This is a genomic window from Mycobacterium intermedium, from assembly GCF_002086275.1.
GTDB classification, from domain to species: Bacteria; Actinomycetota; Actinomycetes; order Mycobacteriales; family Mycobacteriaceae; genus Mycobacterium; species Mycobacterium intermedium.
Window position 1 is genome coordinate 1 of sequence record NZ_MVHT01000023.1, and the last position, 26,901, is coordinate 26,901.

At 66.3% G+C, this 26,901-nt stretch carries 28 protein-coding genes and 1 riboswitch; of the genes, 16 read left to right on the top strand and 12 right to left on the bottom strand.

Features of this window, described 5'->3' with window-relative positions:
* Window positions 1-135: 135 nt before the first annotated feature.
* Window positions 136-1,821, bottom strand: coding sequence for an alpha-keto acid decarboxylase family protein (locus BST27_RS10635; RefSeq protein WP_069421336.1), 1,686 nt, complete (start codon window positions 1,819-1,821; stop codon window positions 136-138).
* Between the two features lie 59 nt (window positions 1,822-1,880).
* Between BST27_RS10635 and BST27_RS10640 the strand changes: the two genes are divergently transcribed.
* The 5 genes from BST27_RS10640 to BST27_RS10660 all read left to right on the top strand — a co-directional run bounded on the left by BST27_RS10640 (window position 1,881) and on the right by BST27_RS10660 (window position 4,993).
* Window positions 1,881-2,324, top strand: coding sequence for an SRPBCC family protein (locus BST27_RS10640; protein WP_069421337.1), 444 nt, complete (start codon window positions 1,881-1,883; stop codon window positions 2,322-2,324).
* Between the two features lie 5 nt (window positions 2,325-2,329).
* Entirely contained in the window at window positions 2,330-3,409 is a 1,080-nt protein-coding gene (locus BST27_RS10645; protein WP_069421338.1) for a CaiB/BaiF CoA transferase family protein, read from the top strand.
* 57 nt (window positions 3,410-3,466) lie between these two features.
* On the top strand, window positions 3,467-3,922 hold the full coding sequence (locus BST27_RS10650) for an SRPBCC family protein (RefSeq protein ID WP_069421339.1): 456 nt from the start codon (window positions 3,467-3,469) through the stop codon (window positions 3,920-3,922).
* A 162-nt stretch (window positions 3,923-4,084) separates the two neighbouring features.
* On the top strand, window positions 4,085-4,453 hold the full coding sequence (locus BST27_RS10655; protein WP_069421340.1) for a hypothetical protein: 369 nt from the start codon (window positions 4,085-4,087) through the stop codon (window positions 4,451-4,453).
* Between the two features lie 78 nt (window positions 4,454-4,531).
* Window positions 4,532-4,993, top strand: a complete 462-nt coding sequence (locus BST27_RS10660; RefSeq protein ID WP_069421341.1) for an SRPBCC family protein — start codon at window positions 4,532-4,534, stop codon at window positions 4,991-4,993.
* Here the strand turns inward: BST27_RS10660 and BST27_RS10665 are convergent.
* Entirely contained in the window at window positions 4,953-6,134 is a 1,182-nt protein-coding gene (locus tag BST27_RS10665; RefSeq protein WP_069421342.1) for a pyridoxal phosphate-dependent aminotransferase, read from the bottom strand. The genes BST27_RS10660 and BST27_RS10665 overlap by 41 nt on opposite strands.
* A gap of 222 nt (window positions 6,135-6,356) precedes the next feature.
* Between BST27_RS10665 and BST27_RS10670 the strand changes: the two genes are divergently transcribed.
* Together BST27_RS10670 and BST27_RS10675 are read left to right on the top strand one after the other, a co-directional pair.
* Entirely contained in the window at window positions 6,357-7,568 is a 1,212-nt protein-coding gene (locus BST27_RS10670; protein ID WP_069421343.1) for an acetyl-CoA C-acetyltransferase, read from the top strand.
* Window positions 7,569-7,572: 4 nt separating this feature from the next.
* A complete protein-coding gene (locus BST27_RS10675; RefSeq protein WP_069421344.1) occupies window positions 7,573-9,717 on the top strand; it encodes a 3-hydroxyacyl-CoA dehydrogenase NAD-binding domain-containing protein in 2,145 nt (714 codons plus the stop codon).
* Between the two features lie 87 nt (window positions 9,718-9,804).
* Here BST27_RS10675 and BST27_RS10680 read toward each other — a convergent pair whose 3' ends face one another.
* Both BST27_RS10680 and BST27_RS10685 read right to left on the bottom strand, forming a co-directional pair.
* Window positions 9,805-11,016 carry an FAD-dependent monooxygenase gene (locus BST27_RS10680; protein WP_069421345.1) on the bottom strand — a complete coding sequence of 404 codons (1,212 nt, stop codon included), beginning with the start codon at window positions 11,014-11,016 and terminating at the stop codon, window positions 9,805-9,807.
* Window positions 11,017-11,104: 88 nt separating this feature from the next.
* Window positions 11,105-11,470: a carboxymuconolactone decarboxylase family protein gene (locus BST27_RS10685; RefSeq protein ID WP_069421346.1), complete on the bottom strand. Its 366-nt coding sequence runs from the start codon at window positions 11,468-11,470 to the stop codon at window positions 11,105-11,107.
* Between the two features lie 153 nt (window positions 11,471-11,623).
* On the opposite strand from BST27_RS10685, the gene BST27_RS10690 reads away from it, so the two are divergent.
* Window positions 11,624-12,040: a DUF302 domain-containing protein gene (locus tag BST27_RS10690; protein ID WP_069421347.1), complete on the top strand. Its 417-nt coding sequence runs from the start codon at window positions 11,624-11,626 to the stop codon at window positions 12,038-12,040.
* 19 nt (window positions 12,041-12,059) lie between these two features.
* Here BST27_RS10690 and BST27_RS10695 read toward each other — a convergent pair whose 3' ends face one another.
* Complete coding sequence (locus BST27_RS10695; RefSeq protein WP_069421348.1) at window positions 12,060-12,329, bottom strand: metal-sensitive transcriptional regulator; 270 nt, start codon at window positions 12,327-12,329, stop codon at window positions 12,060-12,062.
* A gap of 250 nt (window positions 12,330-12,579) precedes the next feature.
* On the opposite strand from BST27_RS10695, the gene BST27_RS10700 reads away from it, so the two are divergent.
* Window positions 12,580-13,563, top strand: a complete 984-nt coding sequence (locus BST27_RS10700; protein ID WP_069421349.1) for an LLM class F420-dependent oxidoreductase — start codon at window positions 12,580-12,582, stop codon at window positions 13,561-13,563.
* Here the strand turns inward: BST27_RS10700 and BST27_RS10705 are convergent.
* A complete protein-coding gene (locus BST27_RS10705; RefSeq protein ID WP_069421379.1) occupies window positions 13,560-13,853 on the bottom strand; it encodes a putative quinol monooxygenase in 294 nt (97 codons plus the stop codon). The two genes, BST27_RS10700 and BST27_RS10705, sit on opposite strands and share 4 nt — an antisense overlap.
* A gap of 165 nt (window positions 13,854-14,018) precedes the next feature.
* On the opposite strand from BST27_RS10705, the gene BST27_RS10710 reads away from it, so the two are divergent.
* From BST27_RS10710 to BST27_RS10720, 3 genes are all read left to right on the top strand, one after another.
* Window positions 14,019-14,432 (top strand): Zn-ribbon domain-containing OB-fold protein, encoded by a 414-nt coding sequence (locus BST27_RS10710; RefSeq protein WP_069421350.1) that lies wholly within the window; start codon window positions 14,019-14,021, stop codon window positions 14,430-14,432.
* A 14-nt stretch (window positions 14,433-14,446) separates the two neighbouring features.
* Window positions 14,447-15,592: a thiolase family protein gene (locus BST27_RS10715; RefSeq protein WP_069421351.1), complete on the top strand. Its 1,146-nt coding sequence runs from the start codon at window positions 14,447-14,449 to the stop codon at window positions 15,590-15,592.
* A 335-nt stretch (window positions 15,593-15,927) separates the two neighbouring features.
* A complete protein-coding gene (locus BST27_RS10720) occupies window positions 15,928-17,937 on the top strand; it encodes a PE family protein (protein WP_069421352.1) in 2,010 nt (669 codons plus the stop codon).
* A 199-nt stretch (window positions 17,938-18,136) separates the two neighbouring features.
* Here BST27_RS10720 and BST27_RS10725 read toward each other — a convergent pair whose 3' ends face one another.
* Window positions 18,137-19,786: a DNA repair helicase XPB gene (locus tag BST27_RS10725; RefSeq protein ID WP_069421353.1), complete on the bottom strand. Its 1,650-nt coding sequence runs from the start codon at window positions 19,784-19,786 to the stop codon at window positions 18,137-18,139.
* Window positions 19,787-19,846: 60 nt separating this feature from the next.
* On the bottom strand, window positions 19,847-22,102 hold the full coding sequence (locus BST27_RS10730) for a helicase-associated domain-containing protein (protein WP_069421354.1): 2,256 nt from the start codon (window positions 22,100-22,102) through the stop codon (window positions 19,847-19,849).
* 71 nt (window positions 22,103-22,173) lie between these two features.
* Between BST27_RS10730 and BST27_RS10735 the strand changes: the two genes are divergently transcribed.
* The 4 genes from BST27_RS10735 to BST27_RS10750 are packed head-to-tail and all read left to right on the top strand — an operon-like array spanning window position 22,174 to window position 23,803.
* Complete coding sequence (locus tag BST27_RS10735; protein WP_197518178.1) at window positions 22,174-22,374, top strand: hypothetical protein; 201 nt, start codon at window positions 22,174-22,176, stop codon at window positions 22,372-22,374.
* 10 nt (window positions 22,375-22,384) lie between these two features.
* A complete protein-coding gene (moaC, locus tag BST27_RS10740; protein WP_069421356.1) occupies window positions 22,385-22,882 on the top strand; it encodes a cyclic pyranopterin monophosphate synthase MoaC in 498 nt (165 codons plus the stop codon).
* Window positions 22,879-23,370, top strand: a complete 492-nt coding sequence (locus tag BST27_RS10745; protein ID WP_069421357.1) for a MogA/MoaB family molybdenum cofactor biosynthesis protein — start codon at window positions 22,879-22,881, stop codon at window positions 23,368-23,370. Before moaC ends, BST27_RS10745 begins: the two co-directional genes overlap by 4 nt.
* 7 nt (window positions 23,371-23,377) lie before the next feature.
* Entirely contained in the window at window positions 23,378-23,803 is a 426-nt protein-coding gene (locus BST27_RS10750; protein WP_069421358.1) for a molybdenum cofactor biosynthesis protein MoaE, read from the top strand.
* Between the two features lie 42 nt (window positions 23,804-23,845).
* Here the strand turns inward: BST27_RS10750 and BST27_RS10755 are convergent, their stop codons facing one another.
* The 4 genes from BST27_RS10755 to BST27_RS10770 form a co-directional block, all read right to left on the bottom strand.
* Window positions 23,846-24,676, bottom strand: a complete 831-nt coding sequence (locus BST27_RS10755; protein ID WP_069421359.1) for a transglycosylase family protein — start codon at window positions 24,674-24,676, stop codon at window positions 23,846-23,848.
* Between the two features lie 9 nt (window positions 24,677-24,685).
* Window positions 24,686-24,868: riboswitch (cyclic di-AMP (ydaO/yuaA leader) on the bottom strand.
* A 243-nt stretch (window positions 24,869-25,111) separates the two neighbouring features.
* A complete protein-coding gene (locus BST27_RS10760; RefSeq protein ID WP_139805097.1) occupies window positions 25,112-25,381 on the bottom strand; it encodes a MoaD/ThiS family protein in 270 nt (89 codons plus the stop codon).
* Window positions 25,365-26,447: a GTP 3',8-cyclase MoaA gene (gene moaA, locus BST27_RS10765; RefSeq protein ID WP_069421360.1), complete on the bottom strand. Its 1,083-nt coding sequence runs from the start codon at window positions 26,445-26,447 to the stop codon at window positions 25,365-25,367. The genes BST27_RS10760 and moaA overlap by 17 nt, the downstream gene beginning before the upstream one ends.
* On the bottom strand, window positions 26,444-26,848 hold the full coding sequence (locus tag BST27_RS10770) for a YccF domain-containing protein (RefSeq protein WP_069421361.1): 405 nt from the start codon (window positions 26,846-26,848) through the stop codon (window positions 26,444-26,446). Before BST27_RS10770 ends, moaA begins: the two co-directional genes overlap by 4 nt.
* Between the last annotated feature and the right edge of the window lie 53 nt (window positions 26,849-26,901).

Consider the following 26,901-nt stretch of genomic DNA (forward strand, 5'->3'; position numbering starts at 1 on the left):
CGAAGGCTGAATCGCACGATGGGGCATCACAACACTCCTCACTCAAAGAGGTGTTGCATCGATGGCTTGAAACCGCAGCTCGTGAGGGGGGCCATATCCCACACATTCGACGCAGACCTGCGACAGCGACGGGCCTCAATGGGAGACCTTGGGCGCCAGGTTTCCGACCAATTGGCCTAGCAGGGGCGGGATCTCGAGTCTCGGCAACACCACCTCGACGAAGACCATCCGGTCGCGATGCGTGGCCGCCGCGGTGAGCGCATCGTCGAGTTCACCGTAGTTCTGCACCCGAAACGCCAGATGCTCCGACACCCCGAGGGCGCGGGGCACGTCGGTCCACCTCCACGCCACAATGTCGTTGTACGGGGCCGTCTCTCCGTGAATTGCCCGCTCAACGGTGTAGCCGTCGTTGTTGACCACCACGATGACCGGCGACAGACCCTCACGGGAGAACGTACCGAGTTCCTGGATCGTCAACTGGGCGGCGCCATCCCCGATCAGCAGGACCGTCCGGCGTTCTGGATGCGCGACCGCCGCCCCGACGGCGGCTGGGAGTGTGTAACCGATTGAGCCCCAAAGGGGTTGGCCGATGAACGTAACGCCGTGCGGTAGGCGGTGATCCGCCATCCCGTAGAACGAGGTGCCCTGATCGGCCAGCACGACATTGCCCGGGGTCAGGGCTGAGCAGAGTCGGTCCCACAGCATCTGCTGTGTCACCGGCTGATCCCGCGACGGTGTCGGCGGCGGAGGTGTGGCCGGGGGAGGGGTGATGGGTGGCGAAGATATTCCGCGCTCGGTCAGGATCGAGGCTAGGGCATGCAGCGCGGCGCCCATCTCCAACGGCGCGAAGACTTCACCCGCGACGCTGCTCTGGTATTGATTGACGTCGATGGTCCTGGCCGGGTCGATGCGCTGACTGAAGAAGCCACTGACCATATCGGTGAACACCACGCCGGCCGTCACCAACACCGGTGCCTGCTCGATGGCCTCGCGAACCCAAGGGGCGCTGGCCGCCCCGGCGTAGATGCCCAGGAAGTTCGGCGAGCTCTCGTCGAGCAGACTCTTGCCCCACATCAACGTGGCGTGGGGTACCACGTCGGCGCCCAGTAGCGCTTCGAGCTCGTTGACGGCCTGCAAGCGGTGTACCAGCAGATCGGCGAGCACGGTCAATTGGTGGTCGCCGATGAGTTTTGCGGCCGCCTCGGTGAACATGGCCAGGGCGCGCGGACTGGTGCCGCCGGTGTACCGGGGCAGGGGCGCCGCCGGCGGCTCGGTGGGGAAGCGTGCCACGTCCGTCGACAACAGCAGATACCCCGGGCGCTTCTGCTCCCGCACCTCGGACAGCACCCGGTCGATCTCCCTGCAGGCCGTCGCTGGCATGAGATTCGCTTGGGCACAGGTGATTTCGCGGCTGATGCGCAGGAAGCGCTCGAAGTCGCCGTCGCCGAGCGAATGATGCAGTGCACGACGGGCACCCTGGGCGTCTTTGGACGGGCCGCCCACGATGTGCACCACCGGCACGTGCTCGGCATAGCTGCCCGCCACCGCGTTGGTCGCCGACAGCTCGCCGACCCCGAAAGTCGTTACCACAGCCGACATCCCGCGCAGCCGACCGTAGCCGTCCGCGGCGTACCCGGCGTTCAGTTCGTTGGCGCTGCCCACCCAACGAATGGTCGGGTGGGCCACGATGTGGTCGAGAAATTCCAGGTTGTAGTCACCGGGCACGCCGAAGATCTCAGAGACGCCGAGTTCGGCCAGCCGGTCGAGCAGGTAGTCGCCGACGGTGTAAACGGAGTTGGTCGCTGGATCAGTCACGAACATGACGGTACGCCGGAAAGTCGTGCTTCCCGGCCGGACGCCCGTTCGATATCGTGCGGGCCATGGCAATCAAAGAATCCCGCGAAATTCTCATCGAAGCCAGTCCCGAGGAGATTCTGGACGTCATCGCAGAGTTCGAAGCGATGCCCGAATGGTCCGGACCGCACGAAAGCGCGGAAGTGCTGGAGACCGGGGAAGACGGCCGGCCCAGCAAGGTCAAGATGCGGGTGAAGACGGCGGGCATCACCGACGAGCAGGTGGTGGCCTACACCTGGAAGGACAACGTGGTGAGTTGGTCGCTGGTCAGCTCCGGCCAGCAGAAGTCGCAGGACGGCAGTTACACCTTGATTCCCAAGGGCGACAACACCTTGGTCAAGTTCGAGGTGACCGTCGACCCGAATGTGCCGCTGCCGGGCTTCGTGCTCAAGCGTGCCGTCAAAGGGACGATGGACGCCGCCACGCAGGAACTGCGCTCGCAGGTGTTGAAAGTGAAGAAGGGCAAGTAGCACCGGTGAGTGACGGGGGGCCTCTGGCCGGGGTGAAGGTCATCGAACTCGGCGGGATCGGTCCCGGTCCCCATGCCGGGATGGTGCTTGCCGATCTGGGGGCCGACGTGGTGCGGGTGCGTCGGCCCGGCGGTCTGCAGATGCCGTCCGAGGATCGCGATCTGCTGCACCGCGGGAAGCGGATCGTCGACCTGGATGTCAAGACGCAGCCGGGAACGCTCCTGGAGCTGGCGGCGAAGGCCGACGTATTGCTGGACTGCTTCCGTCCCGGCACCTGCGAACGACTCGGCATCGGTCCCGAGGACTGCGCCGCGGTCAATCCGCGATTGATCTTCGCGCGCATCACCGGGTGGGGACAGGAAGGCCCGCTCGCGTCGACCGCGGGTCACGACATCAATTACCTGTCGGCCACCGGCGCGCTGTCGGCCCTCGGTTACGCCGACCGTCCGCCTATGCCGCCGCTGAACCTCGTCGCGGACTTCGGCGGCGGCTCGATGTTGGTGCTGCTGGGCATCGTGGCCGCGCTCTACGAACGGGAACGCTCCGGCAAGGGCCAGGTCGTGGATGCCGCGATGGTGGACGGGGTCAGCGTGCTCGCCCAGATGATGTGGACGATGAAGTCAATCGGCAGCCTGCGCGACCGGCGCGAATCCTTCCTGCTCGACGGCGGCGCCCCCTTCTACCGGTGCTACGAGACATCCGACGGCAAGTACATGGCCGTCGGCGCCATCGAGCCGCAATTTTTCGCGGCGTTGCTCGACGGCTTGGGATTTTCGGCCGCCGAGGTCCCCAATCAGCTCGACATCGCCGCGTATCCGCGGATGCACGAGCTCTTCGCCGAGCGCTTCGCCAGCCGCACGCGCGACGAGTGGGCCGAGGTCTTCGGCGGCACGGATGCTTGCGTCACCCCCGTGCTCACCTGGAATGAAGCCGCTAGCGACGGGCACCTGACCGCGCGCTCCACGGTGATCACCGCCCACGGCGTCGAGCAGGCTGCGCCGGCCCCACGCTTCTCCCGAACACCGGCCGGACCGGTCGGCGCACCGCCGCGTTCGACCACTGCGCTCTCTGAAATCGGGTGGTAACGCGGTATTTGCGTCAAATACGGCCCGCAAACCTCACAGCGTTGTAGTTTGGCACCAATGGCTGTCCAAGCATCGCGGGAAATCGTGATCGACGCGCCGCCGGAGAAGATCATGGCGGCGCTGCGAGACGTGGACATCTTGCCGCACCTGTCTCCGCTGCATAAGCACGTAGAAGTCATCGATTCGTATCCCGACGGGATGCCCCATCATGTGAAGGCCACCGTCAAGCTCATGGGGATCGTCGACAGGGAGATCCTGGAATACCACTGGGGTCCGGACTGGGTGGTTTGGGACGCCAAAGAGACGTTCCAGCAACACGGCCAGCACATCGAATACACCGTCAAACCGGAGGGCGTCGACAAGTCGCGAGTTCGGTTTGACATCACCGTCGAACCGTCCGGGTTGATCCCGGGTTTCGTGGTCAAGCGTGCCACCAGGGCGGTGTTGGAGTCCGCGACTGAAGGGCTGCGCAGGTGGTTCGACGGTGACAACAACGCAGCCGAACCCGAATAGCCCGACCTGACCGGCAGCGGACGTTTGTTCCCGCTGTGAGCGGGAAGTCGAAGCCTATGTCACCGATTTGCGATACCTGCGGAATCGAGTACGACGAAGCGGGCGACTCGAGTTTCCGCTCCGCGCGCTCTGCGCTGAAGTCCAGCGATCACACGGTGTGACATGGAAACCCCAACCATGTCCGATTCACCCGGACAACAGGACAAGAGGACGTTCGGCGCGGCCGCACGCTTCGGCGTTGCGGTAGTGGCTGTCGCGCTGCTGGTGCTTGCTTTGACGCTCGCGTGGGTGAGTGGTTGCAAGTCCGGATCCGGTCCGGAATCCCTCGCGCACTGTGGAGCGGTGCAGCGTCAGTCCTTCGCGCTCGGTGCGCCGCTGGTTCTATTGGCCGGCGGCATCATCGCGTTCATCCGCACCTACCAGGTTTGGCGCCGCGGAGAACGCTGGTGGGGCTGGCAAGGTGCCGGCTGGTTTCTGCTCGTGCTGATGCTGATAGCGCTGACCATGACCGCGCCGTTGGCGCTGCTCTAGAGGGCAGTTCGGCGCGATCGCCGACGAGCATTCCAGTTACGTAGTACGTGGGGCATTGCGTTGCTAACTTGGTAAGCAATGGCCATACAAGCATCACGCGAGATCGTCATCGAGGCGCCGCCCGATGCAATTCTGGACGCGCTTGCCGACATGGATGCGGTGCCGTCGTGGTCGTCGGTGCACAAGTCATGCAAGGTCATTGACACCCACGCGGATGGCCGGCCGCATCACGTCAAGGTGACCATCAGGGTCACCGGAATCACCGACACCGAATTGCTCGAATACCACTGGGGTCCGGACTGGGTCGTGTGGGATGCGGCCAAGACCGCCCAGCAGTACGGCCAACACGGTGAATACAACTTGGTCCGCGAGGGTGACAACAAGACGCGGGTGCGGTTCACCATCACGGTCGAACCGGTGGCGCCGTTGCCGGCGTTCTGGGCCAGCAAAGCCCGCAAGAAGATTCTCAACGCCGCAACCGAAGGGCTGCGCAAGCGAGTTATGGAGATGGCTGAGCCCGGAGCGCGGCCAGCCGTCTGATCGCCTCGTCGAGGGTGTCATCGCGCTTGCAAAAGGTGAACCGCACCAAGTGATTCCACAGGTCGTTGTGGGGCGCCGCCGGATCGCAGAACGCCGACATCGGGATGGCCGCCACCCCGGCTTTTTCGGGTAGCTCGGCGCAGAACTTGGTGCTGTCGTCGTAGCCCAGCGGTCGCGGGTCGGCGCACAGGAAGTAGGTGCCGTAGGAGTCGTGGACCGCGAAACCGATCTCGCTGAGTCCGGCTTTCAGCCGGTCGCGCCTGGTCTGCAGCGAGGTGCGCAGTTCGGCCACCCACGCATCCTGGGTGTTCAGGGCCAGGGCCACCGCGGGTTGGAAGGGGGCACCGCCCACGTAACTCAGATACTGCTTGGCTGCGCGTACGCCCTTGATGAGTTCGGCTGGGCCGCACGCCCACCCGATCTTCCAGCCGGTGCAATTGAACATCTTGGCCGCACTCGAGATGGTGATCGTGCGCTCAGCCATGCCGTCGAAGGTGGCCAAGGGTAGATGCTCGTGGCCGTCATACACCAGGTGCTCGTAGACCTCGTCGGTGATGACCAAGAGGTCCGCGGCCGTCGCGATTTCTGCGATCGCCGCTGACTCTTCCTTGGTGAGCACTGTTCCGGTCGGATTGTGCGGCGAGTTGACGATCAGCGTTTTGGTCCGCGGCGTCAGCGCGCGTTTCAGTGCGTCCACGTCCAATGCGAAGCCGCGGCCGTCGGCAACCAAGGGCACGGCTTTACGGTGGGCCCCGGCCATCGCCACCACGGGCGAGTAGGAGTCGTAGAACGGCTCGATCAGCAGCACCTCCGAGCCGGGTTCGACGAGGCCGAGCACCGCGGCCGCGATGGCCTCCGTCGCGCCGACTGTCACCAGGATCTCGGTATCGGGGTCGTACTCAATGCCGAAATGCCGTTGTCGTTGGGCGGCGATCGCCTGGCGCAGCGGTTGTATGCCCAGCCCGGGCGGATATTGGTTGACACCATCGGCGATGGCGTCCTGGGCGGCCTTGAGCATTTCCGGTGGGCCGTCCTCGTCGGGAAAGCCTTGTCCCAGGTTCACCGCGCCGATCCGCGCTGCCAGGGCCGACATCTCGGCGAAAATCGTGGTCGCGTACGGGCGCAGGCGCGACACGGTCATGGTGGACGAGCTTAAGGCCACCGAGTGCGCCCGTTCGACTCGTCGAGCGTCCTGCCAGCGTGACGTTGGGCGTTGATTGCCACGCGTGCGTGACGCTCGGCGGGTGGGGTGGGTCCCTGCTGTGCGCCCAACCAACAGGTTGGCCGGGCACCCTGTTACTGTTCAGTTACTGGACCTAGTCTCTAAGACGGATCCGAACCCCCTTTTGGAACAGGAATCAACATGTCCGAAGAAGCCTTTGTTTATGAGGCAATCCGCACACCCCGCGGCAAGCAGCGCAACGGCTCGCTGCACGAAGTCAAGCCGGTAGACCTGGTCGTCGGCCTTATCGACGAACTGCGCAAGCGCAACCCCGACCTCGACGAGAACCTGATCAGCGACGTCATCCTGGGCTGCGTTTCACCCGTCGGTGACCAGGGCGGAGACATCGCCCGCGCCGCCGTGCTGAAGGCGGGCATGCCCGTCACCTCGGGTGGCGTACAGCTCAACCGGTTCTGCGCTTCCGGTCTGGAAGCAGTCAACACGGCCGCGCAGAAGGTGCGGTCGGGCTGGGACGACCTGGTGCTGGCCGGCGGTGTGGAGTCGATGAGCCGCGTGCCGATGGGATCCGACGGCGGCGCCATGGGCCTGGACCCGGCCACCAACTACGACGTCATGTTCGTCCCGCAGGGGATCGGCGCTGACCTGATCGCCACCATCGAGGGCTTCTCCCGCGACGACGTCGACAACTACGCGCTGCGCAGCCAGCAGAAGGCCGCCGAGGCATGGTCGGGCGGCTACTTCGCCAAGTCCGTGGTGCCGGTCCGCGACCAGAACGGCCTGCTGATCCTCGACCACGACGAGCACATGCGGCCAGACACCACCAAGGAAGGCCTGGGCAAGCTGAAGCCGGCCTTCGAGGCTCTGGCGGCGATGGGCGGCTTCGACGACGTCGCCCTGCAGAAATACCACTACGTCGAGAAGATCAACCACGTCCACACCGGCGGCAACTCCTCCGGGATCGTCGACGGCGCGGCTCTGGTGATGATCGGCTCGGAGAAGGCGGGACAGGCCATCAACGCCACCCCGCGGGCGCGCATCGTCGCCACCGCGGTCAGCGGTGCCGACCCGGTGATCATGCTGACCGGGCCTACCCCGGCCACCAAGAAGGTGCTCGACCGCGCCGGCCTGACCGTCGACGACATCGATCTGTTCGAGCTCAATGAGGCGTTCGCGTCGGTGGTGCTGAAGTTCCAGAAGGACCTCAACATCCCCGATGAGAAGCTCAACGTGAACGGCGGCGCGATCGCGATGGGTCACCCGCTGGGCGCCACCGGCGCCATGATCCTGGGCACGATGGTCGACGAGTTGGAGCGGCGTAACGCCCGGCGTGCGTTGGTCACGCTCTGTATTGGTGGCGGCATGGGTGTCGCAACGATCATTGAGAGGGTTTAAGTAGATGGCCGACAACACAATTCAGTGGGACAAGGATGCCGACGGCATCGTCACGCTGACCCTGGACGACCCGTCGGGCTCGGCCAACGTCATGAACGAGGCCTACGTCGAGTCCATGGGCAAGGCCGTGGATCGTCTTGTGGCTGAGAAGGACTCGATCACGGGGGTGGTCATCACCAGTGCGAAGAAGACCTTCTTCGCGGGTGGCGACGTGAAGAGCATGATCCAGATCGGCCCCGAAAACGCCGGTGAGGCTTTCGATCTGGTCGAGACGATCAAGAAGCAGCTGCGCACCCTCGAAACCTTGGGCAAGCCGGTGGTGGCGGCGCTCAACGGCGCCGCACTGGGCGGCGGGCTGGAAATCGCGCTGGCCTGCCACCACCGCATCGCCGCCGACGTCAAGGGCTCGCAGTTCGGTTTTCCCGAGGCGACGCTGGGTCTTTTGCCCGGCGCCGGCGGCGTCACCCGCACGGTGCGAATGCTGGGAATTCAGAACGCCTTTGTGAACGTGCTGTCGCAGGGCACCCGGTTCAAGCCGGCCAAGGCCAAGGAGCTCGGTCTGATCGACGAGCTGGTGCCCACCGTCGAGGAACTCGTGCCCGCCGCCAAGGCGTGGATCAAGGCCAACCCGGACGCTTACGAACAGCCTTGGGACAAGAAGGGTTACAAGATCCCCGGCGGCACGCCGTCGTCCCCGGCCCTGGCGTCCATCCTGCCGTCGTTCCCGGCGTTGCTGCGCAAGCAGCTCAAGGGCGCGCCGATGCCGGCGCCGAAGGCCATCCTGGCCACGGCGGTCGAGGGTGCGCAGGTCGACTTCGACACCGCCAGCCGCATCGAGAGCCGTTACTTCACCAAGCTGGTCACCGGCCAGGTCGCGAAGAACATGATCCAGGCGTTCTTCTTCGACCTGCAGACCATCAACAACGGCGGGTCGCGGCCAGAGGGCATCGAGCCGGTCAAGATCAACAAGATCGGTGTGCTCGGCGCCGGCATGATGGGCGCGGGCATCGCGTACGTCTCGGCCAAGGCCGGCTACGACGTGGTGCTCAAGGACGTCTCGCTGGAAGCGGCGCAGAAGGGTAAGGGCTACTCCGAGAAGCTCGAAGCCAAGGCGCTGGAGCGGGGCCGCACCACCAAGGAAAAGAGCGACGCCCTGCTGGCCCGCATCACCCCGACCGCCGACGCCGCGGACCTCAAGGGCGTGGACTTCGTCATCGAGGCGGTCTTCGAGAACCAGGAACTCAAGCACAAGGTGTTCCAGGAGATCGAGGACATCGTCGAGCCCAACGCGGTGCTGGGGTCCAACACCTCGACGCTGCCGATCACCGGTCTGGCGACCGGCGTCAAGCGGCAGGAGGACTTCATCGGGATCCACTTCTTCTCGCCGGTCGACAAGATGCCGCTGGTGGAAATCATCAAGGGCGAGAAGACGTCTGACGAAGCCCTGGCTCGGGTGTTCGACTACACGCTGGCCATCGGCAAGACCCCGATCGTGGTCAACGACAGCCGCGGGTTCTTCACCTCCCGCGTCATCGGCACCTTCGTCAACGAGGCGCTGGCGATGCTGGGCGAGGGTGTCGAGCCGGCCAGCATCGAGCAGGCCGGTTCGCAGGCCGGGTACCCGGCGCCGCCGCTGCAGCTGTCCGACGAGCTCAACCTGGAGCTGATGCACAAGATCGCCGTCGCCACCCGCAAGGGTGTCGAGGAGGCCGGTGGCACCTACGAGCCGCACCCGGCCGAGGCCGTCGTCGAGAAGATGATCGAGCTGGGCCGGTCGGGTCGGTTGAAGGGCGCCGGGTTCTACGAGTACGCCGACGGCAAGCGGGTCGGATTGTGGCCGGGCCTGCGGGAGACGTTCAAGTCGGGCTCGTCCGAGCCGCCGCTGCAGGACATGATCGACCGCATGCTGTTCGCCGAGGCCCTGGAAACACAGAAGTGCCTCGACGAGGGCGTGCTGACGTCGACGGCGGACGCCAACATCGGCTCGATCATGGGCATCGGCTTCCCGCCGTGGACCGGTGGAAGCGCGCAGCTCATCGTGGGCTACGAAGGCCCGCTTGGCCGCGGCAAGGAGGCCTTCCTGGCCCGTGCCCGTGAGCTGGCGGAGAAGTACGGCGACAGGTTCCTGCCGCCGGCCTCGCTGAGCTAGCGTTACCCGCTGAGCAGACGCAAACTCGTACGAACGCATGGCGTTTCGTACGAGTTTGCGTCTGCTCGCGCTTAGGAGCCGCGCGCGTCAGCGCACCACGAAGTTCGCGTAGTCCTGGTAGTGCATGGCGTCGAAGGCGCGGGCGCCTGATGTGTTGGCGTTGGCGATCGCCCGCGCCAGGCGGGTGGGCAGCGCCGAGTACAACTGGGCGCCGCGCGTCAGTGCCCAGACACCGGCCTTCGAGCGGGGTACCAGGCGCTTTGCCACGGTGCACGCCACGGCGCGGCTGCGGCGCACCGGTTCGGCAAGCTGCCGTTCGTATTCGGCGAAAGCCCGAGCATGGTCGCCGCGGGCCTGCGCGAGTTCACCGGCCAGCACGTAGGCGCCGAAGACCGACAGGCTGGTGCTGCCCCCGACGGCCGGCCCGGGGCAGTAGCCGGCGTCGCCGACCAGGGTGACTCGTCCGCGCGACCAGGTGTCCAGTTGCAGCTGGGTGATCGAGTCGAAGTAGAACGACGGTGTGCGGTCGAGTTCTTCGAGCCAGCGGTCCACCTGCGGGTGCATGCCTTTGGTCGCGTCGCGCAGAATTTCCTTCTGCCGCAGGGTGTCTCGATAGTGGTATTGCAGTTCTTCGTCTTTTCGGAACAGACACACCACCCGGGCGTCGTCCAGCGGTTGCGCCGTGTAGATCAATGTGAGGCAGCCGGCGCGGACATGCGATATTGATTCCCCCTCGCGCGCAAGCTCTTTCGGAACCGAAAACACGGCCAGGTAGCCGCCGAGGAATTGGGTGCGCTCGGCGTGTTCACCGAAGGTCAACCGCCGCACGTTGGAATGCAACCCGTCGGCGCCGACGATGATGTCGAATGCGCGAGGCGCCGCGTGCTCGAAGGTCACCTCTCCGTCGGGGGAGATGGCGGTGATCGAGTCACCGAACAGGTACTCGGCGTCGTCGCGGCTGGCTCCGTAGTACACCTCGCTGAGATCGTCACGCATGATCTCCACGTGCCGGTCGGATGCCGCGGCCACCAACTTGCCGACGTCGATCCGGGTGGTCCGATCAATGCCGTGGCGATGGATGGTCAATCGGGTGGTGCCGGTGGCCAACGCCTCGATTTGGGGCAGCACCCCCATCTTTTCCGAGATCTCCATCGCCGGCCGGAACAGATCGACGGCGTGGCCACCGGTCTTGCGCAGTTGCGGCGCGCGTTCGACGACGGTGACGTCGAACCCGTAGCGGGTGAGCCAGTAGGCAAGTACCGGGCCGGAAATGCTGGCCCCGGATATTAGAACGCGCATGGCGACCTCGCTAGTCGGCCTCCCGATGTACCTAAGGAGACGTTAACCGCAGGTATTCACCTTGGGCACGATGTCGGGGTGTATTGGGCTATTCCGTATCGGCCGCCGCATCGGCGAACTCGCAAAACGCGTCGAAGGCGCGTGCACCGTAAATGGTGGCCGGCCCGCCGTGCATCAGAATGCTGACCCCGATGGCCTCGGCCGCCTCCTGCCTGGAGGCCCCGGCCCGAACGGCGGCCTGGGCGTGGGACGCGATGCAGCCGTCACAGCCGGCCACCACGCCAATGGCGAGGGCGATCAGCTCCTTGAACTTCTTGTCCAGTGCTCCCGAGGCGAACGCGCCATTGCTCATCTCTGCGAACCCCCGGTACACGTCGGGGATCATCTTGCGCAGGGCGCGATGCTGCGGGTTGAGGTCGTTGAGGACGTCTTGGTAGTGGCCGTGTTCGCTCATGACCTATATAATACACATACCCCCCTAGGTATTCTGGTCGCTTGGCAAGATACCCCTGGGGGTACAGGTTCAAGCGGCCGTGTACTCGGTGGCAAGCGGAGCCTGGTTGATCTAAAGCGGCAGGCGCACCGTCGATTTGGCAGAGGAGCGACGATGACCACGGGATTGAGTGTCGAACTGAACACCTCGTTCGAGAACGCGGTCGAGCGGACCACGAAGGCCCTGGCGGATCAGGGATTCGGAGTGCTGACCACCATCGACATCAAGGCCACAATGAAGCAGAAGCTCGACGAGGACATGGAGAACTACGTGATTCTCGGTGCCTGCAATCCGGTCTTGGCGCACCGCGCCCTAGGGGTGGACCGTCAGCTAGGCCAGCTGTTGCCCTGCAACGTTGTGGTGCGCAGCGACCGTGACAACCCGGACGGCGTGGTGCTCGTGGAAGCGATGGACCCGCAGATCATGGTCCGGGTCGCTGGTGATTCGGAAGGGTTGCGGGAGGTCGCCGATCAAGCCGCTGCCAAGTTGCAGGCCGCGATCAGTGCGGTCGGTCAAACAGGCAGCGGTTAAACCCCGTTCAATCGGCGGGTTAGGCAAGCGCGAGGAAGAGTTTTTCCAACTCCGCCTCGGTCATCGGCTCGGCACCTTTTGCCCGTTTCCCTGTTGCGCATTCCCGCAGGCCGGTGGCGACGATCTTGAATCCGGCGCGGTCGAGGGCGCGGGAAACCGCGGCAAGTTGTGTGACGACGTCCTTGCAGTCGCGGCCCTGTTCGATCATCGAGATCACGCCGGCGAGTTGGCCTTGTGCGCGGCGAAGTCGATTCAATACCGCGGCGATGCTGTCTTCGTCACCAACCATGTTGTCTCCCTTCGGCAATTAAAACGCCAGTATATCCCCCCGGGGGTATTTCCGCCCGGGTGCGCGTAGCGCCGGCCGGCTGAACAAGAGCGCCTCGCGCAGCGACTGGGGAAGAAGTGGTCCCGTCGCTCTCGCGCGCCGCGTCGCCGCACTAGCGGCCATCTGTCGCGAGGGTGCGCAAATGTGCGCCGCGCACGGCGTTTCGCTGTACAGACACGCACGCTCGCGGGTACCGCTAGAGTCCGAGGGTATGCGCTTCGGTCTCTTCATTCCGCAAGGCTGGCGGATGGATCTCGTCGGCATCGAACCTGAAAATCATTGGGCGGTGATGCGCGACCTGGCCGCCTACGCCGACGCCAGCGCGTGGGACTCACTCTGGGTCTACGACCACTTCCATACGGTGCCGTTTCCAAGCAATCAGGCCACGCACGAGGCATGGTCGCTGATGTCGGCGTACGCCGCGACGACGTCGCGGATCAAACTCGGCCAGATGTGCACCGCGATGAGCTACCGCAACCCGGTCTACCTGGCCAAGGTTGCGGCGACCGCCGACATCATTTCCGGTGGCCGGGTCCAGATGGGCATTGGCGCTGGCTGGTACGAACACGAGTGGCGCGCTTACGGTTACGGGTTTCCGTCGGCCGGTGTGCGGTTGGGGCGCCTCGACGAAGGCGTGCAGATCATGCGGGACGCATGGCGGGACGGCAAGGTCAGCTTCGCTGGCAAGCACTATCAGGTCGATGGTGCGATCGTCGAGCCAAAGCCGTTGCAAGAGAACGGCCTTCCGCTGTGGATAGCCGGCGGCGGAGAGAAGGTGACGCTGCGCATCGCGGCAAAGTATGCGCAGTACACCAACTTCACGCCGGAGCCGGTGGCCTTTGCTCACAAGTCCGAGGTGCTGGCGGGGCACTGTCGTGAGGTGGGCACCGACTTCGATGCGATCGTGCGTTCGGCCAACTTCACCGCGGTCGTCGGATCATCGGAAGCCGAGGTCGAGGAGCGGCTGCAGCGGGTGCGCGACCGACTGGCCGGCTACGTTCCCGACGAAGTGGCGGAAGCGATGACCACCGGCCTCCCGGATGCCGCGACGGGCACGCCCGAACAGGTGGCCGAGCGGCTCGCGACGATGCGCGACTTTGGTTGTGAGTACGCGATCCTGTACTTCCCGGAGGCCGCCTACGACCGCTCCGGCATCGAACTGTTCGAGCGCGAAGTGATTCCCGCGCTCAGCTAGATGTCGCTGGTGACGTACCTGGTCTTGACGGGTGGCGCGGCCAGCAGGGGAGGAAGCTGAGTCACCTTTCCTTCGCCGGCGCGGAACGCACGGTAGGCCTCGTCGTGCTCGACGCTGTCCCAGACTTCGTAAATGATCCAGTGGGCCTCGTCGTCCTCGTCGACGAGCACGTCCGTCTGAAGGTTCCCTTCAAATGCTCGGGTGACCTCCAGCGTCCGACCCATCAGCTCGCGGGCGGCAGACACCTCGTCGGGCTTGAACTTGAGTTCGAGCAGAACAGTGACCGGCATGTCGTTCCCATCTCCGTCGGTGAAACTTCCGTGCATCTTCGCCGAGGGACGTTACCTTTTGCCGGTATTCGAGGGACGAGTGAGAATGTGATTTCCACAATCCTGGAACGCTGTTGTACGGTTTCAAGTGCATTGTTCTCCTGTCGGATCGCGGAGGATCTGTCCATGCAGAAGGCGCTTGCCCCGGAAATCTCAACCTGGCCTGAGGAGAACCCGCAGCTGATCGGCAGCCGGTGCGGCGCCTGCGGCGCCACCACCTTCCCGGTACAGCAACGCTGTCCGCGGTGCAGCATCGGGGAGATGACCGAGGTGCGGCTACCGCGCCGCGGCACCGTCGTGGCCTGGACCACGCAAGGGTTCCCGCCCGGACCCCCGTACGCCGGGCCCACCGGCAAGGATTTCGTGCCGTTCGGCGTGGGTCTGGTGCAGCTGAGCGATGTTATTCGCGTCGAGGGCCGGTTGACCGAGAACGACCCGGCCAAACTGCAGTTCGGCCAGGAGGTCGAGCTCACCATGGTGCCGTTGACCACGGACGAAGAGGGCAACGAGATCCTCACGTACGCGTTTCGGCCGGTCTGAGAGGAAGTCTGCGGATGACTAGTGACGTTGCCATCATCGGCGTTGGCCTGCACCCGTTCGGCCGGTTTGAGAAGACCGCCATGGAAATGGGCGCCGAAGCCATCCAAGCCGCGCTCACCGATGCCGGAATCCAGTGGAAAGACATCCAATTCGGCTTCGGCGGCAGTTACGAGGTGTCCAACCCGGACGCGGTGACCCGCCTGGTGGGTCTGACGGGTATCACGTTCACCAATGTGTTCAATGCCTGCGCCACCGCGGCCAGCGCAATTCAGCAGACCGCCGACACGATTCGGCTGGGCAAGTACGACCTCGGCATCGCGATCGGTTTGGACAAGCACCCACGCGGTGCGTTCACCGACGACCCGGCAAAGCTGGCGCTGCCACAGTGGTATGCGCAGAACGGGCAGTTCGTCACCACGAAGTTCTTCGGGATGAAGGCCAACAAGTACATCCACGACCACCGCATCTCCCAAGCGACACTGGCCAAGGTGGCTGCGAAGAACTACCGCAACGGCGCGCGGAACCCGAATGCGTTCCGTCGCAAAGCAATTTCGGAGGAGGAGATCCTCAACTCGGCGGTGCTCAACTATCCGCTGACCCAGTACATGTTCTGCGCGCCCGACGAAGGAGCCGCCGCTGTCATCATGTGCCGTGCGGACCTGGCGCACAAGTACACCGACAAGCCGGTGTATGTGCGCGCCAGCGAGATTCGCACCCGTCGCTACGGCGCATACGAAGTGCATGCGACGTCGGCTCCACTGGACGAGGACTCCTCGCCGACGGTCTATGCGGCCAAGGCCGCCTACGAGTCCGCGGGCATCGGCCCCGACGATGTCGACATCGCCCAGCTGCAGGACACCGACGCCGGTGCCGAGGTGATACACATGGCCGAGACGGGGTTGTGCGCCGACGGCGAGCAGGAGAAGCTGATCGCCGACGGGGCCACCGAGATCGGCGGTCAGCTGCCGATCAACACCGACGGCGGCCTGATCGCCAACGGCGAACCGATTGGCGCGTCGGGGCTGCGACAGGTGCACGAGTTGGTGCGGCAGTTGCGCGGGGAGGCGGGGGAGCGCCAGGTGCCCGGCAACCCGCGCGTCGGCCTTGCGCAGGTCTACGGCGCGCCCGGTACCGCGTCGGCCACCATCCTGTCGCTGTAGTTGAGGTGCCACCAGGCCGTCTCTGGTCTTCGATGTATTGCTGCACAACACTGAGCGGGGCACCTCCGCAGGAGGCTTCGAAAGTAGCTGGGGACAAGTGTCCCTTCATGCTGTGCTGTTGATCCAGTAGCGGAATTCGTCGCGCAACTTGCGGGCGGAGACTCCCTTGAGCCTGTTCACGATGAACTGTGCGGGGTCATCTGGCGAAGTAGAACTGTACAAAATGCCCAATGCGCAGGCCGCAAAATATGCCTATTGTCACCCACAATCACCTGCGTTTCAGCAAACCCCCATTTGCCGAAACCGGCCTGGGTGCTCGGATATAGGAGGAGAGTGTGGGGTTTCTAGTTGCCGTTCCCGAACTTGTTTCGCAAGCCGCAACTGATCTGGCCAGCATCGGAGCGACGCTCGATGCCGCCAATGCCGCTGCGGCGGGCCCCACCTCCACCCTGCTGGCCGCTGGGGCCGATGAGGTCTCGGCGGCGATCGCGGCCCTCTTTTCTGGGCATGCTCAGTCCTATCAGGAGCTGACCGGCCAGGTGCAGGCATTTCATCGACAGTTCGTACAAGCGTTGAGCGGTGCCTCCCAGGCATATTCGGCAGCGGAGGCCTTGAATGCGTCGCCGCTGCAGACCTTGGAACAAGCCGTCCTGGGGGTAGTCAACGCGCCCACCATGGCGTTGCTGGGCCGCCCGCTGATCGCTGACGGCGCGAATGCGACGACCCCGGGCGGCAACGGCGGGGACGCCGGATTGCTATGGGGAAACGGCGGTAACGGCGCCGCCGGCGAAGCCGGAACCGGCCAGGCCGGCGGCCGGGGCGGGGCCGCCGGGCTGTTCGGCAGAGGCGGCGCCGGAGGGGCCGGCGGCACAGGCGCATCGACTCTGGGATCGGTGGGCGGTAACGGCGGCGCCGGTGGCGCCGGGGGTGCCGGCGGGTGGCTGTTCGGCGACGGCGGGACTGGCGGCAATGGCGGTGCCGGTGGAATAGGGACCCTCACCAGCGGCAACGGCGGTGCCGGCGGGACCGGTGGCAATGCCGGGATCTGGGGCGCCGGCGGCGCCGGTGGGCTCGGCGGGGCGGGTCAGGCCGGATTCAGCGGTAACCCCACACCGACGGGCACCGCCGGCTCCGGAAGCGGTGGCGCCAACGCCCTCAGCGACAGTGGTGCCGCCGCCATCGCCGGCAACGGCACCCCCGGCTCTCCCGGAAGCGCCACCGTCAACGGTGGCCTTGGCGGACGGGGCGGAATTGCCAACGGAATAGCGGGTCAGTTCAGCATTGGCGGCTCGAGTCCCATCATCGGTGGCAGCGGCGCAAACGGCGGCGACGGATTCAACGGCGGAAACGGTGGGGACGGCGGGAACGCCACCCAGCTTTCCAATGGATCGGGTCCCCCGACCTTCTTTGCCCCCGGAGCGCCCAGTGCGGGCAACGCGGGCCACGGGGGTAACGCACTCGGCTTCGGCGGCAACGGCGGCAACGGCGGCAACGGCGGCGACGTCAAGGGGATCCCCGTCACTGTGCAGATATTTGCAGGTGCGGCGGGCAACGGCGGCGACGGCTTCGTGGGTGCCGCCGGCGGCACCGGCGGCGCCGGTGGCGCCGGCGGGGCCGGTGGTCGTGGCGGTCTGCTGTTCGGCAACGGTGGTGCCGGCGGTACCGGTGGCGTCGGCGGTGCGGGTGGCGCCGGCGCAGCCGGCGGCTTCGGCGGCAACGGCGGCTCGGGCGGTGACAGCATCGCGAATTCGGATCCTGTTGGGGCCGCGGGCGGTCTTGGTGGCGATGGTGCCAACGGCGGTGACGCCGGCGCCGCCGGCGTTGGGGGCGCCGGGGGCGCCGGAGGCGCGGGCGGTTTGCTGGTCGGCAACGGCGGCGCCGGTGGCCTGGGCGGCGCCGGCGGTGCAGGCGCTACGGGTGGAGCGGGCGGTGACGGCGGCTTTGGCGGCGACGGTGGCGACGCCAGCTCGTTCCAGCTGCTGGTCAACTCGGTGCTGCAGGGCGGCGACGGCGGTGACGGCGGCCACGGCGGTGACGGCGGCGCGGCGAGCAACGGTGCCGCTGGGGGCCGGGGTGGAGACGGCGGCGCGGCCGGATTGTTGGGCATTGCGGGCGTCGGCGGCGCGGGCGGCGCAGGTGGCGCGGCCGCCGGGGGCGGCGCGTTGGGCCTCGGTGGCGCAGGCGGCTTCGGCGGCACCACGACGGCGGAGTTTGGCACCACCCCAGTGCCTGGTCCCCCCAGCACCTTTGGTGACGACGGAATCACCGGAGCCAACGGCATCGACGGCACGGCCAGCGTTGCCGGCGCATCCGGCGCAAACGGTACGACCCAGCGTCGATTCTGAGCACTGGTCACAACGCCGACCCCGAACGCTTCCGCGATCGCCCAAAAACCCCAAGCCCCACTACCATCGGCGGTATCTACCTACCCACCAAGAACGAACCCGACCGACTCCAAGCAGCTTGACATCGGCCGGAACGGCAAGGTTTCGTACAACTTTGCGTCTGTTCGCAAGCGGGAGGTGCGGCCCCACGCTCGCGAGGCTAAATGGCGGGGCCCAGCAGGTCGTCGGCGTCGCGGATGATGTAGCCGTAACCCTGCTCGGCCAGGAAGCGCTGCCGATGCGCGGCGTACTCGGCGTCCAGGCTGTCGCGGGCGACCACGGAGTAGAAGATCGCACCCCCGCCGTCGGACTTGGGCCGCAACAGCCGGCCCAGCCGCTGCGCCTCTTCCTGACGCGACCCGAAGGTACCCGAAACCTGAACTGCGACAGACGCTTCGGGTAGGTCGATGGAGAAGTTGGCCACTTTTGACACCACCAGCGTGGAGATCTCGCCACGTCGAAAGGAGTCGAACAGCGCCTCGCGTTCCTTGGTCTTGGTCGATCCCTGGATGACCGGAGCGTTCAGTTCGGCGCCGAGCTCCTCGAGTTGATCGAGGTATGCGCCGATCACCAGCGTCTGTTCCCCGGGATGCTTAGCCAGAATCGATTTGACCACAGCGATTTTCGTGTGCACCGTCGAACACAGCCGGTAGCGCTCCTCGGGTTCGGCGGTGGCGTAGATCATCCGCTCGTTGTCGGTCATGGTGACCCGCACTTCGACACATTCCGCCGGCGCGATCCAGCCTTGAGCCTCGATATCCTTCCAAGGCGCGTCATAGCGTTTCGGCCCGATCAACGAAAAGACGTCACCCTCACGGCCGTCCTCGCGGATCAACGTCGCCGTCAGTCCCAGGCGACGCTTGGACTGCAAATCGGCGGTCATCCGAAAAACCGGCGCCGGCAACAGATGTACCTCGTCGTAGATGATCAGTCCCCAGTCCCGGCTGTCGAACAGCTCCAGATGCCGGTACTCGCCCTTGGTCCGCCGGGTGATCATCTGATAGGTCGAGATGGTAACGGGGCGAATCTCTTTCCGCTCTCCCGAGTATTCGCCGATCTCCTCCTCGGTCAGCGACGTCCGCGCAACGAGTTCACGCTTCCACTGTCGGGCGGCAACGATGTTGGTGACCAAGATCAGCGTCGTCGCGCTGGCTTTGGCCATCGCCGCCGCGCCGACCAGTGTCTTCCCGGCGCCACACGGAAGGACGACCACACCCGAGCCACCGGCCCAGAAGGAGTCGGCGGCCATCTGCTGATAGTCGCGCAACTCCCACCCGTGCGGCTCCAAGCTGATCGGGTGCGCCTCGCCATCGACGTAACCGGCGAGGTCCTCTGCGGGCCAACCGATCTTGAGCAACATCTGCTTGACGCGGCCGCGCTCGCTGGGGTGCACGACAACGGTGTCGTCGTCGATGCGAGCGCCCAGCATCGGGGCGATCTTCTTGTTGCGCAGCACTTCTTCGAGCACCGCACGATCCAGGCTCAACAGCGTCAAGCCGTGGGCCGGGTGCTTCACCAATTGCAGCCTGCCGTACCGCGCCATCGTGTCGACGATGTCGACCAGCAGTGGCTGCGGCACCGCGTAGCGGGAAAAGCTGACCAGCGCGTCGACCACCTGCTCGGCGTCGTGGCCGGCGGCTCGCGCATTCCACAGCGCCAGCGGTGTGATGCGGTAGGTGTGCACGTGCTCGGGTGCGCGTTCCAGTTCGGCGAACGGTGCGATCGCGGCGCGCGCAGCGCCGGCCAGTTCGTGATCCACTTCGAGCAGCACCGTCTTGTCGGACTGCACGATCAGGGGTCCGTCTGACACCTAGCGCCACTCCTTCTCATCGCTGCGTTGTGCAGCGTCGTCAACAGGCATAACCATCCATTATCCCTCGTCGGCCGGCGTCACCGACGTGATGCGGTGGATGGCGAACTCCCGCAGGCGCCCGGACGCCGAATCGAAAGCGCCCAGCTGGCCGCCTTTGATGGCGATCGGCGCCACCACGCGCTGAGTGGCCACGCCGGCGGCGTCGAGGTAGCCGATGACCACCGTGGCCTGCTCCCTGGCGGCTTGCTGGAGCAGCGACATCGCGACAGCGGGGTCGACGCGGGCGCTGCCGAATGGTGCCGCGGTCACCTTGCGAAGCACGCCCACGACCGCGTTGAGCGACTCGGCGCTGGGACGCGGCGGGGGACGGTACGGCCGACGTTGCTGCGGGGTGGGCACCCGGGCGCCGCGGGGCCGCATGTCGACGATGGCACCGGTGGAGTCTTCGGCAGCCGGGACGAAGCCTGCGGCCCGTAACGCGGCAAGCACCTCCGAGATGGGCGCGGGTGACACCGCGACCGTCGGCGCCAGGGCGCGCAGCGCCAATCCCTCGACGTCCGGCGCCGACACCGCCTGGGCTAGCAGGGCGGGGTCCTCGCACCGCACGAAGGAGGCGGCGATGCCGATGCGAAGCTGGCCGTGACGACGTGCGACGTCATCGATGAGGTAGGTAAGACTCTGCGGCACTGGGGTTTTGGAATGGTTCGCAAAAAACGCGTGCATCCAGTCGCGGGTCTTGCCGACGTCCAAAGCGTGCCGGATGGACTGCTCGCTGACCCGGTACACCATGGCCGCGCCGGCTGATTCGACCGTGGCAACCGTCGCCAGATCATCGGCAAGCTGGCGCAGCATCGGCCCGGGTACCACCACCGTCAGGTCGGCCTGGACCAGGAAGTGGTCGATCGGTTTGGGCAGCACGCGTGTCATCACGTCAACCACGTCGGCGGGTTCGCCACCGCCCAGCAGGACACGTCCAGGGGTGCTGAGCGCCCCGCGTCCCACCAGTCCCAACGCGTGGCTTTCGGTCAGCAGGTCCCCCACGGGTCCCGGCTGTAGCCGTCGAGCCCAGCGGGGACGGCGCCAGATCAGGGCCGTCGACGCCGATGTCGGATCGACTCCGGCGCCTGGGGGGAGTTCGGCGAGCATGTCCAGGAGCAGTCGACGGTCCAGCGGCGCCGCCGTGGAGAACAGCGAATCCGACAGGGCCCCATAGGGTTTGGCATCAGGCCCACGGGTGCCGATCAAGGCCGGCCGGCCGGGTAGGTCCAGCCAGGTGCCGGCCAGCAGGTGCCATCGCTCGGCGGCGGTGAGATCGGCGAACCGGTCGGCGGCCGATGTCGGCGCCCAGTACGGGCCTTCGCCGTGCAGCGGCATGGGTTCGGGCATGCCGCTGGCGATCAACCCGGCAGCGGCGGCCAACTCGAGGATCAGCCCCAGTCGCGGCTCGTCGATGCCGGTCGCCTTGGCCAATCGCTTGAGCTCACGCACTCCCAGTCCACCGCTGCGCAGCTCGGCTACTGGTGTGGTGCTGAGGTTTTGGAGCAGCACCTCCAGTTCGCGCAGCAGGTCGATGGCGGCTCCGGCCGCCACGGCGTCGACGTCGTCGGGGGTGGTGGTGGACACCACCGGATCGGGCGCAGTCAGTTGCATCGGACCGGGAAGTTCGCCGCGCAGCACCTGCCCGACGTGTCGTGGCAGGATCACCGTCTCGGCGTCGATGCGTCGCAGCAGTCCGGCCGCGAGCAGTTTTGGCACCGGATGATCGGGTGGCGCGCCGGGCGCCGCGTCGCGGGTGCGCCCCATCGGAGACCCTTCGAGCAGCTTTTCCAGCACTTCGCGTTGCGCTTCGTCGATCCCGTCGATCAGGGTCGCGATCTCCGCCCCGGTACGGTAGCGGTCCTCAAGCGTCACCTGACCCGCATGCCACGGCAAAGCCGTCGCTGCGTCGGCGGCTACCCGCACCGCGGTATCGCCCCAGGCCAGGGCGCGTGTCTTCAGATCGTCCAGCGCTGCGGTGACGTCGGCGTGCGGAGCGTTGTCGCCGACCAGCGACAGCAGCTTGGTGGTCTGCACCGGCGTGGTGTCGGCATGCAGCACCAACAGTGCGTCCAACACCGCCAATTGCAGGAAGTTGAGGTCGTCGGTGGCGGCCTTGACCGATTGACGTGCCTGTGCGCGCGCGGCGAGCGCGGCAATGCTGCCTGGAGGCGGCTGGGCAAGGTCTGGTCGGAGCTGCAGCAGCAGGATCAGCCGGTCGTCCGGCAAGTCGGCGAGCCAGGACCCCAGCGGGACATCCGGGGTTTGTTCGGTCATCGCTGATCAGCCTAGGCCCGACCCGTGACCTTGCGCCCCGGACGGGGGCGAGACCTGTCAGAATGGACGCCGTGGCTAACTCTGCTGATGGCAAAGCGCGCAAGACCAAGTACGTGGACAACGGCTGGCCGACCACGGACCCAGACGATCATGCGGTGAGCGAACTCGTCACCGACCGCACGGGTGCGTTGTCACCCTTCGGCGAGGTGGTGTTCCCGTTGCCCGCAGATGTGTTGCCCTACGTCCACCCGGTGACGGTCGTCAACCGTTAGGTCGCCCGGGATGGCGGGGGTGTCCAGGGAGCAGCGCTCGGGTGCGCTGTCACACCTGGACGAGCGGGGAGCCGCGCACATGGTCGACGTGACCGAAAAGGACGCCACCAAGCGGACCGCCGTGGCCGCGGGCGCCCTGCGGACGACGGGCGAGGTGGTGGCGTTGATTTCCACCGGCGGCCTGCCGAAGGGCGATGCGCTGGCCACCGCGCGGGTGGCGGGCATTCTGGCGGCCAAACGCACCAGCGATCTGATTCCGTTGTGCCATCAGCTCGCGCTGACCGGCGTAGACGTCGACTTCACGATCGGAGAATCGGACATCGACATCACGGCGACGGTACGCAGCACCGACCGAACGGGCGTGGAGATGGAGGCGCTGACCGCCGTCAGTGTGGCAGGGCTGACTCTCTACGACATGATCAAGGCGGTCGACCCGGGGGCCCGGATCGACGACATCCGCGTGCTCCGCAAAGAAGGTGGCAAGACCGGAAGTTGGGCGCGGCTATGACCGACCAGCCCACGCGGTCCGCGCGCATCATCATTGCCTCCACCCGTGCTTCATCGGGCGTCTACGTCGACGAGTGCGGCCCAATCATTAAGCATTGGCTGGACGAGCGCGGGTTTTCGACGGCCGAGCCCGCCGTGGTGGCCGACGGGAATCCGGTCGGCGAGGCGTTGAACGACGCGCTCGAGGCGGGGGCGGACCTGATCCTCACCTCCGGCGGCACCGGCATCTCGCCCACCGACACGACGCCAGAACAGACTGTCGCGGTGTTGGACTTCGTCATTCCCGGGCTGGCGGACGCGATCCGTCAAGCGGGGCTGCCCAAGGTGCCGACATCGGTGCTGTCGCGTGGGGTCTGCGGGGTGGCCGGCGAAACCTTGATCGTCAACCTGCCGGGATCACCCGGCGGCGTGCGGGACGGCCTGGCGGTACTGGACGGCGTGGTGCACCACGCGCTCGACCAACTCGCCGGTAAAGATCATCGTCGATGACTCACCCATGACACGGGTCTTGCGCGCCCTGGTGACCGACCAGCCCATTTCACTGGCCGACCATGAAGAGCTGGTGAGCCATGAGTCGGCCGGGGCCATCGTCGGTTTCGTCGGGATGATCCGCAACCACGATGGCGGACGCCAGGTGACCCGTTTGGAATACTCCGCGCACCCGACGGCCGCGCAGGTATTTGCCGAAGTGGTAGCCGAAGTCGCCGAGCAGTCCAGCGGGGTGCGTGCTGTGGCGGCCAGCCACCGCGTCGGGGTCCTGCAGATCGGCGAGGCCGCGCTCGTGGCGGCGGTCGCCGCCGACCATCGGCGGGCGGCCTTCGCCACGTGCGCGCAGCTTGTCGACACCATCAAGGAACGTCTGCCGGTGTGGAAGCACCAGTTCTTCGACGACGGTTCCGACGAATGGGTGGGCTCGGCCTAATCGCGACCGCTGGAAGCGATCAGGCCGAGCGACCGGTTGCTGTCAGCCCAGGACGTACGGCTGAGCGAGCGCGTCGAGCGCGTCGTTGCCGGCGATGTCCTGCGCGCGGATCGCGTCCCACAACTTGGCGGTGAAGCCGACCTGGTGGACGTTGATGACGTCCTCCGAAGCCGGTGCCACGTCGGCCGGCTGGGGAACCTGCGTGCTCGCGTCGACGATGATCGGGGCGTGTGCGGCCGGCGGTGCCACGTCCGCCGGAGGGGGCGCAATCACGTCCTCGGGGGCAGGTGCCAATTCGGCCGGCGCGGGGGCCAGCTCGACCGGAGCCGGCGGCAGTTCGGCCGGCGCGGCGGCCAGCTCGACCGGAGGCGGGGCGGGCAGTTCGTTTCCGGCCAATTCGACCGCGGGCGGAGCGATGTCTTCAGCCGGCGGAGCGTCCGGGGTGAACAACGGCTCCGAGGCCGGGGCTGCGTCGACGACCGAGGCATCCACCACCACTTCGCGCGGCGTCGGGCCGGAGAGCGCGGTGCCACACACGGGCCAGGCACCACGGCCCTGGCTCGCCAGCACCCGCTCGGCGATGGCGATCTGCTGGTCCTTGGTGGCCAACTGAGCCGAGGGGGCGTACTGGGTGCCGCCATGTGCGGCCCAGGTGCCGGCGGCGAACTGAACCCCGCCGTAGTACCCGTTGCCGGTGTTGATCGACCAGTTGCCGCCCGATTCACAGCGGGCTACGGCGTCCCATTCGGCGTCGGTGGCTGCGCTTGCCTGGCCGGCGAGGGCGAGGCTGCCGCCGCCCAGCACGGCACCGGTAAAGGCGACCTTGGCGACGCTGACGCTAGAAGTAGTGGGCTTACGGTGGCGTCCACTCATACGCGCGGATATTCCTCTCGTGTACACGCCTGCGAGGTCAGCTGTCGGGTTCGGGTGGGAGAGGTCACCCGGCCGCATTCGATCTCCATTGACCGACGTCGGCTTCACCCCAAGGGGCCAGATGGCCCCGGTCCGATCTCGGCGGACCCGGTGGGTCCCCCGCCCCCATCCGCGGGTCGGGATCCCTCGCCTACTGGATGGGGCTAGGCGCGATATAGGGAGGGAAGGAACGTCGCTTGCATTGGGTGTAATGACGAACCTTCGGAGACGGTAGCGGGTTCAGTCGCTCACGTCACGTGTCAAATATCCCGGCGTTTCTGTCACATCCGTACCGGAAAAGGCCTGGAACAGCTTGCGTTTGTGCAGCTCATAGCACCTCGACACCGCAGCGTGGCCAGCTCGTTATCGTTCCGTGACGTGAGATATGTCACAGCATCAACCGCCGGCGAACGGCGGGAGTACGTCAATCGTGTTGCCGGTGGATAACGCCTTCGTGACGTCTCGAACGGCAATTTCGTCGCACAGAAACGAGCAGCGGTCCAAAAGTGTTGCCAGACGCCCGTTCCGGGCCGCGAGGTTGTCGACCATGTCGGCGACAGTGGCGCCGCCGCGCAGCGTCAACGTTTCCGATTCGACGCCGGCGGCCGCCCGGGCGGCCGCGAAATAGCGGACCGTCACCTGAATCTCGTCAGCCACCGATCGCACTCATCGGTCGGTCGGGCTGGATGAAATCCGGATCGTTGATGCCGTGGCCAGCCGGTTTGGCCCACATCGCGGCACGCCAGGCCGCCTCGATCGCTTCGTCGTCGGCGCCGCCGCGCAGCAGCGACCGCAGGTCGGTTTCGTCGCGGGAGAACAGGCAACTGCGGACCTGGCCATCGGCCGTCAACCGGGTGCGGTCACACGCCGAGCAGAAGGCATGGGACACCGAGGCGATGACCCCGACCTTCCCCGACGGGGTTCCGGGGCCACTATCGACCAACCAGAGCTCGGCCGGGGCCGAACCGCGCGGTACCGGGTCGGGCAGCAGCCGGAAGTGGAGCCGCAGAGCCGCCAGCACATCGTCGGCGCTCAACGCCGCATTGCGCTGCCACTGGTGTCCCGCGTCCAACGGCATCTGCTCGATGACTCGCAGTTGGTAACCGTGCTCGAGGCAGAACCGCAGCAGCTCCACCACGTCCTCGCGGCCGGTGACCGGGTCGAGCACGGCGTTGACCTTGACCGGCATCAAACCGGCATCCTTGGCCGCGGCCAGACCGGCCAGCACGTCGTCAAGCCGGTCCCGACGAGTGATGGCGGCGAAATGTTCACGGCTGACGCTGTCCAGCGACACATTGACGCGGTCTAGGCCCGCCTCCGCCAGTGCGGCGGCCCGCCGCTCCAGCCCCAGACCGTTGGTGGTCAGTGAGATCTCCGGGCGGGGCCGCAACGCCGCGGCCGCCGCGACCACTTCCTCGAGGTGGCGGGCCAGCAGTGGCTCACCACCGGTAAACCGCACGTTGGTGACGCCGAATCGGGTGACGGCGATGCGCAGCAGCCGAATCAGTTCGTCGGGCTGCAGGAGTTGCTCGTTGGGCAGCCAGTCCAAGCCCTGCTCCGGCATGCAGTAGTTGCAGCGCAGATTGCACCGGTCGGTCAGCGACACCCGTAGATCGGTGGCGACCCGGCCGAAGGTGTCCCGCAGCGGTCCGTCGGCAGGCGCCGGTGAAGCGACCCCACCGGACCACCCGCGGCTGGGAACCGTCGGCACACCGAGCGCGGTCAGGGTCATGCGGCGAGCCGTCCGGGTTGCACTGGACCATCGACGGGGACGATCTCCTTGCCCAGCGGCACCAACGACACCGGAATCATCTTCAGGTTCGCCAACGCCAGCGGAATTCCGACGATGGTGACCGCCATCGCCGCCGCGCTCGCCAGATGCCCGATTGCAAGCCACAGCCCGAACAGCAGGATCCAGATGATGTTGCCGATCAAGGCGCCGGTGCCGGAGCTCGGCTTTTCGACGATCGTCCGGCCGAACGGCCACAACGCATACGACGCAATGCGCAGCGAGGCGAAACCGAAGGGAATGGTGATGATCAGCAGGAAGCAGACCAGCGCCGCGAGCAGGTAGCCGAGGGCCAACCAGAGGCCCCCGAAAACCAGCCAGATAACGTTCAGGACTAGGCGCATATCTCCTCCAGAGGTACTGCCAGCCTACTCAGCACGCGGTTGACAGGGATGCT